General features: G+C 70.7%; 13 protein-coding genes and 1 pseudogene. 8 read left to right on the top strand and 6 right to left on the bottom strand.

The window, feature by feature from the left end; all coding sequences use genetic code 11:
* Positions 1-103 precede the first annotated feature (103 nt).
* The 3 genes from ACFQ7C_RS01525 to ACFQ7C_RS01535 are packed head-to-tail and all read right to left on the bottom strand — an operon-like array spanning position 104 to position 3,469.
* Positions 104-1,492, bottom strand: coding sequence for an extracellular solute-binding protein (locus ACFQ7C_RS01525; RefSeq protein WP_378896988.1), 1,389 nt, complete (start codon positions 1,490-1,492; stop codon positions 104-106).
* A 4-nt stretch (positions 1,493-1,496) separates the two neighbouring features.
* Positions 1,497-2,447, bottom strand: coding sequence for a carbohydrate ABC transporter permease (locus ACFQ7C_RS01530; protein ID WP_378896990.1), 951 nt, complete (start codon positions 2,445-2,447; stop codon positions 1,497-1,499).
* On the bottom strand, positions 2,447-3,469 hold the full coding sequence (locus tag ACFQ7C_RS01535; protein ID WP_378896992.1) for a carbohydrate ABC transporter permease: 1,023 nt from the start codon (positions 3,467-3,469) through the stop codon (positions 2,447-2,449). Before ACFQ7C_RS01535 ends, ACFQ7C_RS01530 begins: the two co-directional genes overlap by 1 nt.
* Positions 3,470-3,626: 157 nt before the next feature.
* Between ACFQ7C_RS01535 and ACFQ7C_RS01540 the strand changes: the two genes are divergently transcribed.
* The 5 genes and pseudogenes from ACFQ7C_RS01540 to ACFQ7C_RS01560 form a co-directional block, all read left to right on the top strand.
* Positions 3,627-4,505 carry an aminoglycoside phosphotransferase family protein gene (locus ACFQ7C_RS01540; RefSeq protein ID WP_378896995.1) on the top strand — a complete coding sequence of 293 codons (879 nt, stop codon included), beginning with the start codon at positions 3,627-3,629 and terminating at the stop codon, positions 4,503-4,505.
* Between the two features lie 112 nt (positions 4,506-4,617).
* Positions 4,618-6,060 (top strand): O-acetylhomoserine aminocarboxypropyltransferase/cysteine synthase family protein, encoded by a 1,443-nt coding sequence (locus tag ACFQ7C_RS01545; protein WP_378896999.1) that lies wholly within the window; start codon positions 4,618-4,620, stop codon positions 6,058-6,060.
* Positions 6,057-7,409 carry an LLM class flavin-dependent oxidoreductase gene (locus tag ACFQ7C_RS01550; protein ID WP_378897001.1) on the top strand — a complete coding sequence of 451 codons (1,353 nt, stop codon included), beginning with the start codon at positions 6,057-6,059 and terminating at the stop codon, positions 7,407-7,409. Before ACFQ7C_RS01545 ends, ACFQ7C_RS01550 begins: the two co-directional genes overlap by 4 nt.
* A gap of 26 nt (positions 7,410-7,435) precedes the next feature.
* Positions 7,436-7,966, top strand: a complete 531-nt coding sequence (locus ACFQ7C_RS01555; protein WP_378897003.1) for an NADPH-dependent FMN reductase — start codon at positions 7,436-7,438, stop codon at positions 7,964-7,966.
* 325 nt (positions 7,967-8,291) lie between these two features.
* Positions 8,292-8,630 (top strand): annotated as a pseudogene (locus ACFQ7C_RS01560) (aldehyde dehydrogenase family protein); the annotation flags it as partial.
* Here ACFQ7C_RS01560 and ACFQ7C_RS01565 read toward each other — a convergent pair.
* Together ACFQ7C_RS01565 and ACFQ7C_RS01570 are read right to left on the bottom strand one after the other, a co-directional pair.
* A complete protein-coding gene (locus ACFQ7C_RS01565; protein ID WP_378897006.1) occupies positions 8,620-9,225 on the bottom strand; it encodes an FMN-binding negative transcriptional regulator in 606 nt (201 codons plus the stop codon). The pseudogene ACFQ7C_RS01560 and the gene ACFQ7C_RS01565 sit on opposite strands and share 11 nt — an antisense overlap.
* Complete coding sequence (locus tag ACFQ7C_RS01570; protein WP_378897010.1) at positions 9,225-10,166, bottom strand: DMT family transporter; 942 nt, start codon at positions 10,164-10,166, stop codon at positions 9,225-9,227. Before ACFQ7C_RS01570 ends, ACFQ7C_RS01565 begins: the two co-directional genes overlap by 1 nt.
* Here ACFQ7C_RS01570 and ACFQ7C_RS01575 point away from each other — a divergent pair.
* The 3 genes from ACFQ7C_RS01575 to ACFQ7C_RS01585 all read left to right on the top strand — a co-directional run bounded on the left by ACFQ7C_RS01575 (position 10,165) and on the right by ACFQ7C_RS01585 (position 12,830).
* A complete protein-coding gene (locus ACFQ7C_RS01575; protein WP_378897013.1) occupies positions 10,165-11,577 on the top strand; it encodes a PLP-dependent aminotransferase family protein in 1,413 nt (470 codons plus the stop codon). The genes ACFQ7C_RS01570 and ACFQ7C_RS01575 overlap by 2 nt on opposite strands.
* Before the next feature lie 153 nt (positions 11,578-11,730).
* Positions 11,731-11,901, top strand: coding sequence for a hypothetical protein (locus tag ACFQ7C_RS01580; RefSeq protein ID WP_378897016.1), 171 nt, complete (start codon positions 11,731-11,733; stop codon positions 11,899-11,901).
* Positions 11,902-11,987: 86 nt separating this feature from the next.
* Complete coding sequence (locus ACFQ7C_RS01585) at positions 11,988-12,830, top strand: CPBP family intramembrane glutamic endopeptidase (protein ID WP_378897018.1); 843 nt, start codon at positions 11,988-11,990, stop codon at positions 12,828-12,830.
* Positions 12,831-12,891: 61 nt separating this feature from the next.
* On the opposite strand, the gene ACFQ7C_RS01590 is transcribed toward ACFQ7C_RS01585, so the two are convergent.
* On the bottom strand, positions 12,892-13,899 hold the full coding sequence (locus tag ACFQ7C_RS01590) for a zinc-binding dehydrogenase (protein WP_378897020.1): 1,008 nt from the start codon (positions 13,897-13,899) through the stop codon (positions 12,892-12,894).
* Between the last annotated feature and the right edge of the window lie 14 nt (positions 13,900-13,913).

Genomic DNA, 13,913 nt, shown 5'->3' on the forward strand with positions numbered 1-13,913 from the left:
CCGCGCCCGGAGGGTCCCTTCTGGTGGTGTTCCGAAAGCGCCACTGGCTCTGAAACAGGGGCGGAAACGGATGCTGCGGCCCGCAGCATCCGTTTCCAGACCGTCAGCCGCCCGCCGTCGCGTTCTCGTAGGCCCGCATCGCAGCCTCCTGCGCGTCGGCGAGCGCTTCTTCCGCCGTCTTGTCGCCGAGGAGCGCTGCCGTGATCGCGTTGTTCAGCTCGTTCTGGATGTCCTGACCCGCGGGCGAGGAGCCGAAGGACCGCCCGTACTCCAGGACGTCGTAGTACGTCGAGATGGTCTGATCGAACCCGGCGTTGCCGGTCTCGACGACGTACTCGTCGCGGATGGCCTGGTCGGGTCCCGGCGAGCCGGTGAACAGGCCGGTGTTGATGCCGCCGTCTTCGGCGCGCGTGTCGGCGCGTGCCGCGCCGGCCGCCGCCCACGCGTCCTCGCCCGTCAGCTCGGCCATCCACGCGCACGCCGCCGCGGGGTTCTCCGCGCCGGCGGGGATGACGAAGGCCGTGCCGCCGGCGACCGAGAAGGGCTCGCCGTCGCTGTTCTTGAACGGGATCGCTTCGATCTGGATCTCATCGACGTACGGCGACAGCACGTTCGGGTACCACTGGGCGTTCACCTGCGCGCCGACCTGGTCGGCGACGAACTGGTTGTTGTCGCCGAAGGTGTCGAAGGAGTCGGTGAAGCTCTTGACGGCCGCGTAGCCGCCCTGCGCGTCGTTGATCTGCTGGAGCATCTCGATGCCCACGACGTTGCCCGGGTCGTCGAGCGTCGGTGCGCCCGTGTCGTCGGTGAGCTGCCCGCCCATGCCGAGGATCCACAGCGGGGCCTGACCCGTCGAGACCGGGTCGAAGCCGAGCCGCGTCGGAACGCCGCCGGACTCCTGGTACATCTTCGCGATGGCGCCGAGCAGCGCGTCGGGGTTCGAGGTGTCGATCTCCTCGTTCGTGACCCCGGCCTGGTCCATCACGCGCTTGTTCAGGATGATGGCCGGCGGCTGGTAGAACTGCGGCACCGCCCAGATGGCATCGTCGTAGCGCACGTCATCGACGACGAACGGATACCAGTAGTCGTCGGGTGTGATGTCCTGCGCCTCGAAGCACGCGTCGAGCGGCACGATGAGCCCCTGCGCGGCGTACTGCGTGACATAGCGGCGATCCATCTGCACCACGTCGGGCACGTCGCCGCTGGCGATGCGCGTGGTGAACTTCTGCGCGTCGAAGGCCGTGGCGTCGAGGTCGACCTCAACGTCGGCGAGCTGCTCCTCGGCGTAGTCGAGGCGGGACTGCCCGACGTCGTCGGCATTCTCGAAACCCCATGCCGAGAGAGGGCCGGTGGGTTCTGCCGTGAAGTCGACGTCGCCACCCGCCGTGCCGCCGCCGCCATCACCGCCACCCCCGCAGCCGGCCAGGAGGACGGCGGATGCCGCGACAGCGGCGATTCCGATCATGCGCTTGCGCATCTTCTTCCCTTTCATGTGATCAACCCTTGCGACCCTGCGTAGCGACGCCCTCGATGAAGTACCGCTGACCGAAGGCGAAGAGGATCAGCATCGGGAGGGTGACGAGCAGCGACGCGACCATGACGTACTGGTAGTCGCCCTGCCCGCCCGCCGTGGGGCTGTACTTCGTCATCGCGTAGGCGATACCCAGTGGAGCGGTGAACTCGTCCACGGACCCCGCGTTGAGGTAGATGAGCGCAGCCTGGAGGTTGTTCCAGCTGGCCTGGAACTCGAACAGGAAGACGATGACGAACGAGGGGATCGACAGCGGCATCGCGATCCGCCAGAACAGGCCCCAGTAGCTCGCTCCGTCGAGGCGCGCCGCCTCGAAGAGCTCCTTGGGCAGCCCGAGGTAGAACTGCCGCTGCAGGAAGATGTAGAAGGCCGAGCCGAAGAGATTCATGCCCCACAGCGGAACCCACGTGCCGAGCAGTCCCGTCTCCTTCCAGATCAGATAGATCGGGATCATCGTGACCGCGCCCGGCAGCATCATCGTGGCGAGCACGAGACCGAACAGCAGGCCGCGGCCGGGGAACCGGAAGTAGGCGAAACCGAACGCGACGATCGAGCTCGAGATCGCGACGGTGCCGGCGGCGAGCACGGCGATCGCGACGCTGTTGAACATCCAGCTCACCAGCGGCAGCTGGTTCCACACCTCGACGTAGTTCTCGGGCACGAAGGTCTTCGGAATGAGCGAGTTGTCGAACACCTCGCCCTTCGGCTTGAAGCTCGCCGCGAGCAGCCAGACGAACGGGTAGAGGAACAGCATCGCGAAGCCGACGAGCAGGATCGTCAGGACGATCCGCCCGGCCAGGCTCTTCGGCTGTGAGAGCCCGCGGCGCCAGCGCGACTTCCTCGGCTGCACCACCGCTGCGGTCGCAGCCTCGGGAACCGGCCTGCTCACGCCGGGAGTCTGCAGCGACGCCGACATCAGCGGTCCCCCTCGTAGTAGACGAATCGATTGCCGAACTTCACCTGGATGACGGTGATCACCATGATGATCACGAACAGCAGCCAGGCCATGGCGGCGGCGAACCCGAAGTTGAACTGGCGGAACGCCTGCTGGAACAGGTAGATCGCGTAGAAGAGGGATGCCTCGGGCGAGGCGTTGCTCTGATCCCGCCAGAACAGCAGGTACGCCTGGTCGAATACCTGGAAGGCCGCGATCGACAGCACGATGACGTTGAAGAACATCGCGCCGGAGATCATCGGCAGTGTGATGGAGAAGAACTTCCGCACCGGCCCGGCACCGTCGAGCGACGCCACCTCGTAGAGTTCGGTCGGCACGTTCTTCAGCGCGGCGAGGAAGATCACCATCGTCCCGGCGACCGTCCAGAGCGTCATGATCACGATGCTCGGCTTGACCCACGCGGGATCGACCAGCCACTGCGGACCCGCGATGCCGAAGAGCCGGAGGCCTTGGTTGATGGCGCCGGTGTTGCCGTTCAGCAGGAGGAAGAACACCGCCGCCGTCGCGACCGCAGGCGTCATCTTGGGCAGGTAGTACAACGTGCGGAAGGCGCCTGCCCCCCGGCCGACGCGGTTGAGAAGCATCGCGAGGACCAGAGCGAAGATGATCTCGAGCGGCACCGCCAGCACGACGTAGAAGAGCGTGTTGGCCAGCGACACCCCGACGCGCGGGTCTTCGAAGAGGTTCGCGTAGTTGGTCACGCCGACCGGACGGGCCGTGTTGGTGGCCAGGTTGTAGTTGCTGAACGAGATGTACAGGCTGTAGACCATCGCGCCCGCCGTGAAGACGAGGAACCCGATGATCCAGGGCGAGATGAACAGGTAGCCTGCCAGCGCCTCGCGCTTGTCGTAGTGCTGCGTGACCTTCGGCGGGCGATCCTTCCGGCTCCGCCGACGGCGTGCGGGTCGGCGTGCCTCGGTCGTGGTGTCGGACGCCTCCTTCAGCGCCTCGACGACCGCATCGGGCTGCGAGGTGACGCTCATGGCGTGCTCCGGCACAGCGCAGCGACCGAGAAGTGGGCACGGTGCGCGATCATGCGGGCGATGCTAGGCACCGGCTGCCGTGCCGCCATGGGGGTTGCGCGAGCCGCTTCTCCTGTGCATCGTTCGCGATCCGGGGGGCGGCTACGCTGTCCGTGCAATGACCGGGATCATCCATCGCGACCGCATCGACGAACGGCTCGTGCGCGAGCTGATCGCCGCGCAGTTCCCCCGCTGGCGACACCTTCCCGTGCAACTCGTGCGCCACGGGGGCAACGACCATCGCAGCTTCCGCCTGGGCGAGCACCTGAGTGTGCGGCTCCCGGCCGCTGCGGGGTACATCCCGCAGGTGCGCAAAGAGCAGACCTGGCTGCCGCGGCTCGCCGCCGAGCTGCCGCTGCCCATCCCCACGGTCGAGGGCATCGGCGAGCCGAGCGTTCTCTTCCCCGCGCCGTGGTCGGTGTACGGCTGGATCCCCGGGGAACCGGCGTCCGTCGCCGACGTCTCGGACTGGGCGCGCTTCGCCTCCCATCTCGCGGCATTCCTCGTGCGGCTGCGGGACGTGGACGCGACGGATGCCCCGTCCCCTGGACTGCACAGCGCCTACCGCGGTGGGCCGCCCGCGCACTGGGACGACGAGATGGGCGTCCTCCTGACCCGTGTCGAGGGGCGCGAGCGCGATCTCGCCATGGGCATCTGGCGGGACGCCCTGGCGGCGGCGTTCGCTGACGCCCCGGTGTGGTTTCACGGCGACGTGGCGCTCGCCAACCTGCTGGTCGTCGACGGCGCGCTCGGAGCGGTCATCGACTTCGGATGCTCCGGAGCCGGCGATCCGGCGTGCGACACGGTCTTCCGGTGGACCGCCCGCCAGGCCGCGGCCCGCGAACAGTTCCAGCGGGACTACGCCGTGGACGAGGCGACCTGGGCCCGTGGCCGTGGCTGGGCGCTGTGGAAGGGGCTCATCATGATCACGAACAGACCGCCCGGCCAGGCGGAGTTCGCCCGCCACGTGCTCGACCAGCTCTTCGCCGAGGCGTGACCGTCCGGCACGTCGGTGCTCGGTGCGGCGCTTGATGACGCCGCATGACTTCGATCGACGCGGGATGACGGCCGAGCCGTCCCGCCGAGCGGGGCCCGCCTAACGTGACTCCATGCCCTCCCACGAACCGCTCGCACCCGAGCACTCAGCGGTCCGCGGCGTGGCGACGGAGGGCCTCGCGCCTGCGCGGCTCGGCTTCACCACGCGTCAGCTGCACGCCGGCGACCGCCCACCCGGTCCTCACCGCCCTCGGGCGACGCCGATCTATCTGACGGCGGGGTTCGAGTTCGAAGACTTCGACCAGGCCCACGCGCGGTTCGCGGGCACCGACGACGGCTTCAGCTACACGCGGGTCGGCAACCCCACGAACGTCGCCGCGGAGCAGCGCATCGCCGACCTCGAGTCCGGCGTCGGCGCTCTGCTCGTCGCCAGCGGTCAGGCGGCGGTGACCACGACGATCCTGTCGCTCGTCTCGGCCGGCGACCACGTGCTGGCGTCGTCCAGCATCTACGAGGGCACCCGCGAGCTGCTGCGCGACGACCTCGCGCGTCTCGGTGTCGTCGTCGACTTCGTCGCCGACCCGAACGACCTGACGGCATGGGGCCGCGGCATCCGTCCTCGCACGAAACTCGTGTTCGCGGAGTCCATCCCCAATCCGAAGAACGACGTGCTCGACGTCGCCGGACTCGCCGAGGTGGCGCACCGGCACGGCGTGCCGCTCGTCGTCGACAACACGCTCGCGACGCCGTACCTGCTGCGACCACTCGAGCACGGCGCCGACATCGTGGTGCACTCGGCCAGCAAGTTCCTCGCCGGGCACGGCACCGTGCTGGGCGGCGTCGTGGTCGACGGCGGCACGTTCTCGTGGGCGGAGCACGCCGATGCCTACCCGCAGCTCGCCCGGGAGCAGGGGCTCGACGGGCTGACCTACGCAGAACGGACACCGCGCACCGCGTTCCTCGAGTTCGCCCGCCGCGTCGCGATGCGGTACGGGCCGGCCCCGTCACCGCTCAACGCGTTCCTGATCCTGCAGGGCGTCGAGACGCTGTCGCTGCGGGTGCAGCGGCAGTCCGCAACCGCGCTCACCATCGCGCGCTGGCTCGAGCGGCACCCCGGCGTCGAGTCGGTCGACTACAGCGGGCTGGAATCGAGCCCGCACCACGCGCTCGCCCACCGCTACCTGCCGCTCGGCCAGGGCTCGGTCTTCGCGGTGACCCTCCGCGGTGGGAGCGACGCCGCGCGCGTGTTCACCGACTCGGTGCGACTGTTCACACGGATGACGCACCTCGGCGACGTGCGATCGCTCGTGCTGCATCCGGCCACGACGACCCACGTGCTGCGCGCCGACGACCAGCGCATCGCGAGCGGGATCGGCCCCGGACTGCTGCGCCTGTCGATCGGTCTCGAAGACGCTGACGACCTCGTCGCCGATCTCGACCGCGCCCTGGCCGCCGTCGCGGCCGCGGGCGTCGCCGATGCCGGAGTCGCGGACTCGGCAGTCCCTGGCGCCGCGGTCGCGGCCGCCGACCTACTGAGCCCCGTGGGAGCGTCATGACCCGTCCGCAGCACTTCGGCTGGTTCCTCTCGCGCGGCTTCGGCCCGCACGGGTGGGCGCGGCCCTACTACGAGTGGAACTACGCCTGGCAGAAGCCCGACCTCTACCAGCAGTCCGCGCGCGACCTCGAGCAGGCGGGCTTCGACTTCGTGCTCATCGAGGACGCGCTGTCGGTGGGCATCACGCCCGAGACCCTGAACCTGCGCGTGCGGAAGGCGTACGGCGGACCGAAGCACGACCCGTGGACGCTCGCGCCCTACCTCTTCGCCGCGACGCGGCACCTGGGCGTCATCCCCACCGTGAACGCCGGCGCCTACCCGCCGTATCTTGCGGCACGCCAGTTCGCGTCGCTTCAGCACCTGAGCTCGAGCCGGCTCGGGCTCAACGTCGTCACCGACGTGGGCAGCGCCCACCACTTCGGGCTCGAGCGCCTGTCGCACGACGCCGCGTACGACCGCGCCGAGGAGTGGCTCGACGCCCTGCGCCTGCTGTGGCACAGCTGGGGTGAGGGGGCGCTCATCGCCGACCCGGCGTCGCAGGTCTATGCGGACGGCACCCGGATCAGTGCGGTGCAGCACCGCGGAGAGCACTTCTCGTTCGACGGACCGCTGAACGCGGAGCCGCTGCCGTCGGGGCCGGACGGCGAGAGCGGCGACCCCATCGTCGCGTCGCCGGGCGGGTCACCGCGCGGCATCGGATTCGCCGGCGCGAACTCGCAGATCCAGCTGGCGCTGTCGAACCTCGATCCCGCCAGCATCCGCGCCTACCGCGCCCGCGTGCATGCCGCGGCCGCCGAGCACGGCCGCGCTCCCTCCGACATCAAGGTGCTGTTCGTCTTCAAGCCCATCGTCGCGGCGAGCCGCGAGGAGGCCGACCGCATCGTGGCGGCATCCGCCTCGCCTGACGACGCGACGCTGCGCGAGGTCGCCGAGGCGTGGTCGAGCGACCTCGAGACCGATCTCACCGCGCTCGACCTCGATCGCCCCCTCGACCCGGCGATCTTCGGCGAGCACGTCTCGAAGGGCACGATCCGGGGCCTGCAGGGAACGTTCGACTCGTTCGACGGGGTGCCGCTGCGCGACATCCTCACCGGCAAGGCGCGCCTGGGCCGGGTCACCGACATCACCGACGGCATCGGCGGGACGGTCGGCACCGCCGACGAGATCGCCGACGTCATCGAGGCGCTCGGCGACGACGCCGACAACGACGGGTTCATCTTCTCGGGCGATCTCCACCCCGTCACGATCCACCGCGCCCTCGACGAGCTCGTGCCGATCCTGCGCCGCCGTGGCATCCTGCGCTCCGAGTACGTCGACGGCGGTCTGCGCGCCAACCTGTCCGCCTTCTGAGCCCACACCTCTCGAAAGGGAACGCCATGTCATCGATCGTCGTCCTCGTCGGCAACCCGCAGCCCGCCTCGCGTACACGCCTGGTGGCGGAGGAGGTCGCCCGCCGGCTCGCGGAGCGCAGCGGCGCGGACGTCGAGCCGACGATCGACCTGGCCGACGTGGCCGGCTCGCTCTTCCGCTTCCCCGACGCCGGGATCGACGCGCTGCTCGAGCGCGTCGCGAGCGCCGACGTGCTGATCGTCGCGAGCCCGACCTACAAGGCGACCTACACCGGACTGCTGAAGGCATTCCTCGACCGCCACGGTGCGGACGCGCTCGCCGGCGTGACCGCCGTGCCGCTGCTCACGATCGGCGGCCCGGGCCACGCCCTGGCCGTCGAGCACGGGCTGCGACCGCTGCTCGTCGAGCTCGGGGCATCGACGCCGACGCGTGGCATCGCGTTCCCCGCCGGCGACACCGACCGCCGCGAGGAGATCGTCACGGCGTGGGTCGGGGCCGAGTGGCCGCGTCTCGCGCCGGCGCTCGGCGTCCCCGTCGAGCCGGTGCGCGCCGACTGATCCGCTCCTGCCCGGCGCGAGTCGGCCCACGAGCCCGCACATCGTCGGCCCCTGCTGCCGCTTCCGGACCCGGACACGACTCGAAGGGCCGACTGCGCGCGAGGCGACAGGCACGCGCCTGAACCGAGTCGGCCCCTGCCGCCGCTTCCGGACCCGGACACGACGCGAAGGGCCGACTGCGCCCGAGGCGACCGGCACGCGCCTGAACCGAGTCGGCCCCTGCCGCCGCTTCCGGACCCGGACACGACGCGAAGGGCCGACTGCGCGCGAGGGGCGCGGTCGAGGCCTGTCAGTCCGACGGCAGGCCGCGCTCGGTGAGCCCGACCGAGCGACGGTCGTGGCCGACATCGAAGACGGCGCGCGCCTGGTCGACGAGGAGCAGTTCGGCCCCGTCATCCCGGTGATCCGCTACACCGACGTCGACGACGCGGTTCGCCGCGCGAACGCGTCGGAGCAGGGCCTCGGCGCCTCGGTGTGGTCGGCCGATGTCGACACCGCCGTCGAAGTCGCCAAGCGCCTGCAGGCGGGTACCGTCTGGATCAACGGACCCGGCGGCCTGAACCCGATGGTGCCCTTCGGCGGCACCAAGGCCTCGGGCTACGGCCAGGAGTTCGGCGTCGCCGGCCTCAAGGCCGTCGCCGCGCCGAAAATCATCAGCCGCTGATCTCCACGGCCCGCATCGCCTGTGCCAACGGAAGGTTGTGCGCGGCGATGTGGGTCGCGATGTTCTCGCGCACCTCGGCCGGCTTGTTCTGGCTGAGCTTCGCGCGGGCGTCGAAGCGCGTGACCCTGAGTCTGAGGCCCACGGTGCCCTTCGCGATGCGGCGGGTGCCCGCCTCGTCCTCGGCAAGGCTGCGGGCGTGCGGATGCCCCTCCTCGAAGTGGTCGGTCAACCGCGAGAGCATCTCGTAGTTCTCCTCGTCGGAGAGGATCTCAGGCGTCCCGTACAGGTGCGCGGTGACGTGATTCCATGTCGGAACCAGATCCCCGGGCGCGTACCAGCTCGGGGAGACGTAGTCGTGCGGCCCTTGGATGATCACGAGCATCTCGTGCTCGCCCAGCTCGTGCAGCGCGTCGTCGGGGCGCCCGAAGTGGCTGAGGATCACGATGTCGTCGAACTGCTCGTCGAGGAGAGCAGGGTAGTGCGAGGCGACCAGCCCGCCCTCGGCGGGCGATACGAAGGTCGCCCAGGGGTGGTGGCGGACGAGCTCTTTCACCTGCTCGGGGTCGGTCATCAGGTAGCGGGGAGTGTGGCGCATCAGGAGTCCTTCCGGGTGAGGCGGGTGCGCACGGCGAGTCCGGCGCAGGCGATGACGGCGAGACCGCCGAGCAGGGTGGGCAGTCCGATCGGCTCGTGCAGCAGCAGAGCGGACCACAGGATGCCGAGCACGGGCTGGATCAGCTGCACCTGGCTGACCTGGGCGATCGGGCCGATGGCTAGGCCGCGGTACCAGGCGAAGAAGCCGAGGAACATGCTCACCACGGCGAGGTAGGCGAAGGCCGCCCATTCCGCCGGTGAGGCGTGCGGCGGCTGCTGGAGCCACCCCGCGAACGTGCCCGCGATCATGAGCGGCGACGCCAGCACGAGAGCCCACGAGACCGTCTGCCACGCGCCCAGCTCGCGGGCGAGGAGGCCGCCCTCGGCGTAGCCGAGCGCGCACAGCAGTACCGCGAGGAACAGCAGGAGGTCGGCCTCGTGCAGGGCGCCGATCCCGCCGTTCTGCAGCGACGCGAACACCATCGCCGCGACCGCACCGAGCGCGGCGAACACCCAGAACGACGCGGCCGGGCGCTCGTGACCACGGAGCACCGCCACCACCGCGGTTGCGGCCGGCAGCAGTCCGATCACCACGACCGCGTGGCTCGCCGGCACCGTGACGAGCGCGAACGACGTGAGCAGCGGGAAGCCGACCACCACCCCGGCGGCGACGATCCCCAGGCGCGCCCACTGTGCGACGCTCGGCAGCGGGACCGCGGCGGGCCGCCGGTGTCGCGCGATCGAGAGCACGAGCGCCGCGAGCATGGCGGCGACGACCGCTCTGCCGCACCCGATGAACAGCGGCGACAGTCCCCCGACCGCGACGCGCGTGAACGGCAGGGTGAACGAGAAGGCGACGATTCCGACGAGTCCCCAGCCGAGTCCCTCGAGCCGGGGTAGCACTGTCGGTGTCGCGAGAGTAGCGCTACTCTGTTCTGTCATGAGCCAGGATAGCACCGCTCGCATCATCGAGGGTCTGCGCGCATGGATCGCGACCGCGCCGCCGGGCGAGCAGCTGCCGTCCAGTCGCGCGCTCGTCGCCGAGTACGCGGCGAGCCCGGTCACCGTGCAGAAGGCGATGCGCCGGCTCATCGAGGCCGGCCTCGTCGAGAGCCGTCCCGGCGTGGGCTCCTTCGTCCGCACGCTCCGCCCCGCGCGCCCCGCGGACTACGGCTGGCAGACCGCGGCGCTGGGCTCTCCGCAGACGCGCGTCTCGATGCTGTCGTCGACGCAGCGCTCGGTCGCACCCGATGCGATCGGCCTGCACTCCGGGTACCCGGCATCCGATCTCCTCCCGGGACGCGCGGTGCGCGCGGCCATCGCCCGTGCCGCGCGCTCGAGTGCCGCGACCACCCGTTCGCCGGTGACGGGGATGCCGGAGCTGCAGGAGTGGTTCGCGCACGAGCTCGCCGCGGCCGCGCCGGCGGGCGTCACGCCGCCGACCGCGCGCGACGTGCTGATCATCTCGGGCAGTCAGAGCGGATTGTCGTCGATCTTCCGCGCGGTCGTCGGCGCAGGGCAGCCGCTCGTGATCGAATCGCCCACCTATTGGGGCGCGATGCTCGCGGCCGAGCAGGCCGGGGTGACGCTGGTGCCCGTGCCGTCCGGCCCGCACGGAACCGACCCTGACGACGTCGAGCGCGTGCTGGAGCGCACCGGCGCCCGCGCCTTCTACGCGCAGCCGACGTTCGCCAATCCGACCGGAGGGCAGTGGCCGGAGGCGACCTCCGCGGCGATCCTCGAGGTGGTGCGCCGGCGCGGTGCGTTCCTCATCGAGGACGACTGGGCGCACGACCTGGCGATCGACGCCGACCCGCGCCCCCTCGCCGCGCATGACGACGACGGCCACGTCATCTACCTCCGCTCGCTCACCAAGAGCGTCTCGCCCGCGCTGCGGGTCGCGGCCGTCATCGCCCGCGGCCCGGCGCGCGAGCGCATCCTCACCGACCGCGCCGCCGAGTCGATGTACGTCAGCGGGCTGCTGCAGGCGGCGGCACTGGACGTCGTCACCCAGCCCTCGTGGCGCACCCACCTCAAGGGCCTGCGCGGTCAGCTGCGCAGCCGCCGGGACCTGCTGCTGGACAGCGTGCGCGCGCACGCTCCGAGCGCCCACGTCGACACCACGCCGGCCGGCGGCCTGAACCTCTGGGCACGCCTCCCCGACGGCACCGACGCCGGACTCGTCGTACGCGAGGCCGAGACGCGCGGGCTCATCATCGCGGCGGGCGACGAGTGGTTCCCTGCCGAGCCGTCGGGCCCGTTCATCCGCCTCAACTACTCCAGCGACGACCCGCGCCGCTTCGCCGATGCCGGCCGAATCCTCGGCGAGGTGCTCGCGCAGACGGCAGGGTGACGCGGCGCGCGTTACGGCCCGTGTCCTGGTGTTTCGGCGCACCGTGGACGAGACGGATGCCGCTGTCTAGCGTCGTGGCACGGCATCGGGGAGGCACCTCCTCGGCCCGTTCGTGAGCGCGCCGAGATCCGGCTCGCGCGAGAGGAGGACGACATGTCGTGGACGCACAGCTTCAGCATCGGCAGCCTGGACGATGGGATTCCGGTCCGTCTCATCGAGGCGCGCGACGCCTTCATCGACGCGCAGCGCGCGCTCGAAGCGGCCCGCGAAGACCTCCTCGCAGCGCACGCGCAGACGAACCGGCTCTGGGGCACCGGGCGCTGAAATCCACGGTCGGCGTGGAGAGCGGTACGCCGTTCGACTCCGCCGCTAGGGTGAGACTCCGGCCGCGACGCACGATAGGGGACCCGATGCACGCCGACACCACGCGATCCACCCGCGGCACCAACGGATGGCGACGCTTCTGGGAGCGGGGCGGCTGGTGGCGTTCGCTGCTGCTGGTGGTCGTGTACTACGCGCTGTACCAGCTCGGTTCGTTCGCGTTCCTCCCGCTGGTCACCTCGACCGACGATCCGGCAGCTCTCATCCTGTTCGGCACGGCCCTGCCGGTCGCGCTCGGCGGGGTGCTCCTCCTCGTGTTCGCGTGGTCGGTGGGCTGGCTCCGCGAGCTGTTCGGCCCGCAGCCGATCGGCGGGCGCGGCTGGATGTGGATCGCGGTCGTCGTGGTGCTGCTGTTCAACGTGCTGCGGTTCGCGACGATCGACTACGGCGCCGCGGGTGCCGGCGTGGTCGTGGCGTGGATCGTCGCGGGCCTGTTCGTCGGCTTCGCAGAGGAGGTGCTCACCCGCGGATTCGTGGTGAACCTGATGCGCAAGGGAGGGTACCGCGAGATCACCGTTGCGCTCGTCTCGGCTCTGCTGTTCGCCCTGCTGCATTCGGGCAACCTGCTGTCGGGTCAGTCCCCGTTCGCCACCGCGTTCCAGCTCATCTACACGTTCGCCTTCGGCATCCTCATGTACCTGTCGCTGCGTGCGACGGGCAACCTCATCTGGCCCATCCTGCTGCACGCGACGACCGATCCGTCGATCTTCCTTCAGACGGCCTACCCGGCCGACGGCGCGCTCACCGCGATCGCCGCTCAGGGCAACATCGCGGTCATCATCGCCGGTATCGTGCTGCTCTTCTTCATCCGCGGCAAGGTCGACACTCCCGCCCCGGAGGCGGCGCGCGGCTTCGAGACCAAGACGGCCTGATCCCGGCGGCGTCCCCGCCGCCCGGTTTCTCACTCACGCCGCAGCCCAGGGCGCTGGCGCGTCAGAGCCTCACGTGGAACTTCGGGCCGGGCCCCGCGCCCTCCGGCCGCTCGCCCGCGAGGATCTCCGGCAGATCGTCGAGCGCCACGGTGGCCGCGATGAGCGGACGCGGATCGACGACTCCCGCGGCGTAGGCGTCGATGGTGCCGGCGAGTCCGGGTGAGGCGCTGAGGATGCCGACGGCCGTCACGTCCTTCAGCGCCAGATCGCGGGTGTCGATCAGGCTCGGAGTGCCGGCCAGGCCGATGTAGACGACCCGCCCGCCGGGTTCGACGAGCTCGAGCGCCTTCGCCGGAAGCTGCGGAGCGTTGGATGCCTCGATCACGGCGTCCCACGGCAGCTGCGGCATCCGTTCCTGGGTCCAGATGTGGTCGAAGCCCAGTGCATGCGCGAATGAGAGGGCGCGGTCGTCGCGGGCGAGCAGATGCACCTCGGCGCCGGCGGCGCGGGCGAACATCGCGCTCAGCAGCCCGATGGTGCCCGGCCCGAGCACGAGGCACCGGTCCCCCGGACGCAGGGCGGCGCCCTGCACCGCTCGGAAGGCGTTTCCGCCGGGCTCGACCATCGCGCCCATGGCATCGTCGACGCCGTCGGGGAGCCGATGCAGCGAGCCGGCGAACGTGACCACCTTCTCGGCGAGCGCCCCGGCCTTCCCGCCGCGGATGCCGAGTTCGAGCCGGTTCTCGCACACGTGCTGCCGGCCGTGCTCGCAGCGCCGGCACGCGCCGCACCCGAGCATGGTGTCGCCGGTCACACGTCGCCCGATCCAGGCGGGATCGACGCCGGCGCCGACGTCCGCGACGGTGCCCATCCACTCGTGGCCGATCCGCATCGGATACGCCGCATGACCGGCGTGGAGGTAGGCCATCTCGCCGGTGAAGAACTCGACGTCGGTGCCGCAGATGCCCGCGCGGTGCACGTCGACGACGACCTCGCCCGCCGCGGGCGCGGGCTCGGAGACGTCCTGGATCTCGGCGCGATGCGGCGCCGTGATCACGAGCGCCCTCACCGCCGGGTCCCTCC

This window comes from Microbacterium sp. NPDC056569, assembly GCF_042793475.1.
In the GTDB taxonomy this organism is placed as follows: domain Bacteria; phylum Actinomycetota; class Actinomycetes; order Actinomycetales; family Microbacteriaceae; genus Microbacterium.

Excerpts from the sequence above, each read along its gene's own strand:
- ACFQ7C_RS01525 (WP_378896988.1), bottom strand. The coding sequence starts at position 1,492 with ATGAAAGGGAAGAAGATGCGCAAGCGCATGATCGGAATCGCCGCTGTC.
- ACFQ7C_RS01530 (WP_378896990.1), bottom strand. The coding sequence starts at position 2,447 with ATGTCGGCGTCGCTGCAGACTCCCGGCGTGAGCAGGCCGGTTCCCGAG.
- ACFQ7C_RS01535 (WP_378896992.1), bottom strand. The coding sequence starts at position 3,469 with ATGAGCGTCACCTCGCAGCCCGATGCGGTCGTCGAGGCGCTGAAGGAG.
- ACFQ7C_RS01540 (WP_378896995.1), top strand. The coding sequence starts at position 3,627 with ATGACCGGGATCATCCATCGCGACCGCATCGACGAACGGCTCGTGCGC.
- ACFQ7C_RS01545 (WP_378896999.1), top strand. The coding sequence starts at position 4,618 with ATGCCCTCCCACGAACCGCTCGCACCCGAGCACTCAGCGGTCCGCGGC.
- ACFQ7C_RS01550 (WP_378897001.1), top strand. The coding sequence starts at position 6,057 with ATGACCCGTCCGCAGCACTTCGGCTGGTTCCTCTCGCGCGGCTTCGGC.
- ACFQ7C_RS01555 (WP_378897003.1), top strand. The coding sequence starts at position 7,436 with ATGTCATCGATCGTCGTCCTCGTCGGCAACCCGCAGCCCGCCTCGCGT.
- ACFQ7C_RS01565 (WP_378897006.1), bottom strand. The coding sequence starts at position 9,225 with ATGCGCCACACTCCCCGCTACCTGATGACCGACCCCGAGCAGGTGAAA.
- ACFQ7C_RS01575 (WP_378897013.1), top strand. The coding sequence starts at position 10,165 with ATGAGCCAGGATAGCACCGCTCGCATCATCGAGGGTCTGCGCGCATGG.
- ACFQ7C_RS01570 (WP_378897010.1), bottom strand. The coding sequence starts at position 10,166 with ATGACAGAACAGAGTAGCGCTACTCTCGCGACACCGACAGTGCTACCC.
- ACFQ7C_RS01580 (WP_378897016.1), top strand. The coding sequence starts at position 11,731 with ATGTCGTGGACGCACAGCTTCAGCATCGGCAGCCTGGACGATGGGATT.
- ACFQ7C_RS01585 (WP_378897018.1), top strand. The coding sequence starts at position 11,988 with ATGCACGCCGACACCACGCGATCCACCCGCGGCACCAACGGATGGCGA.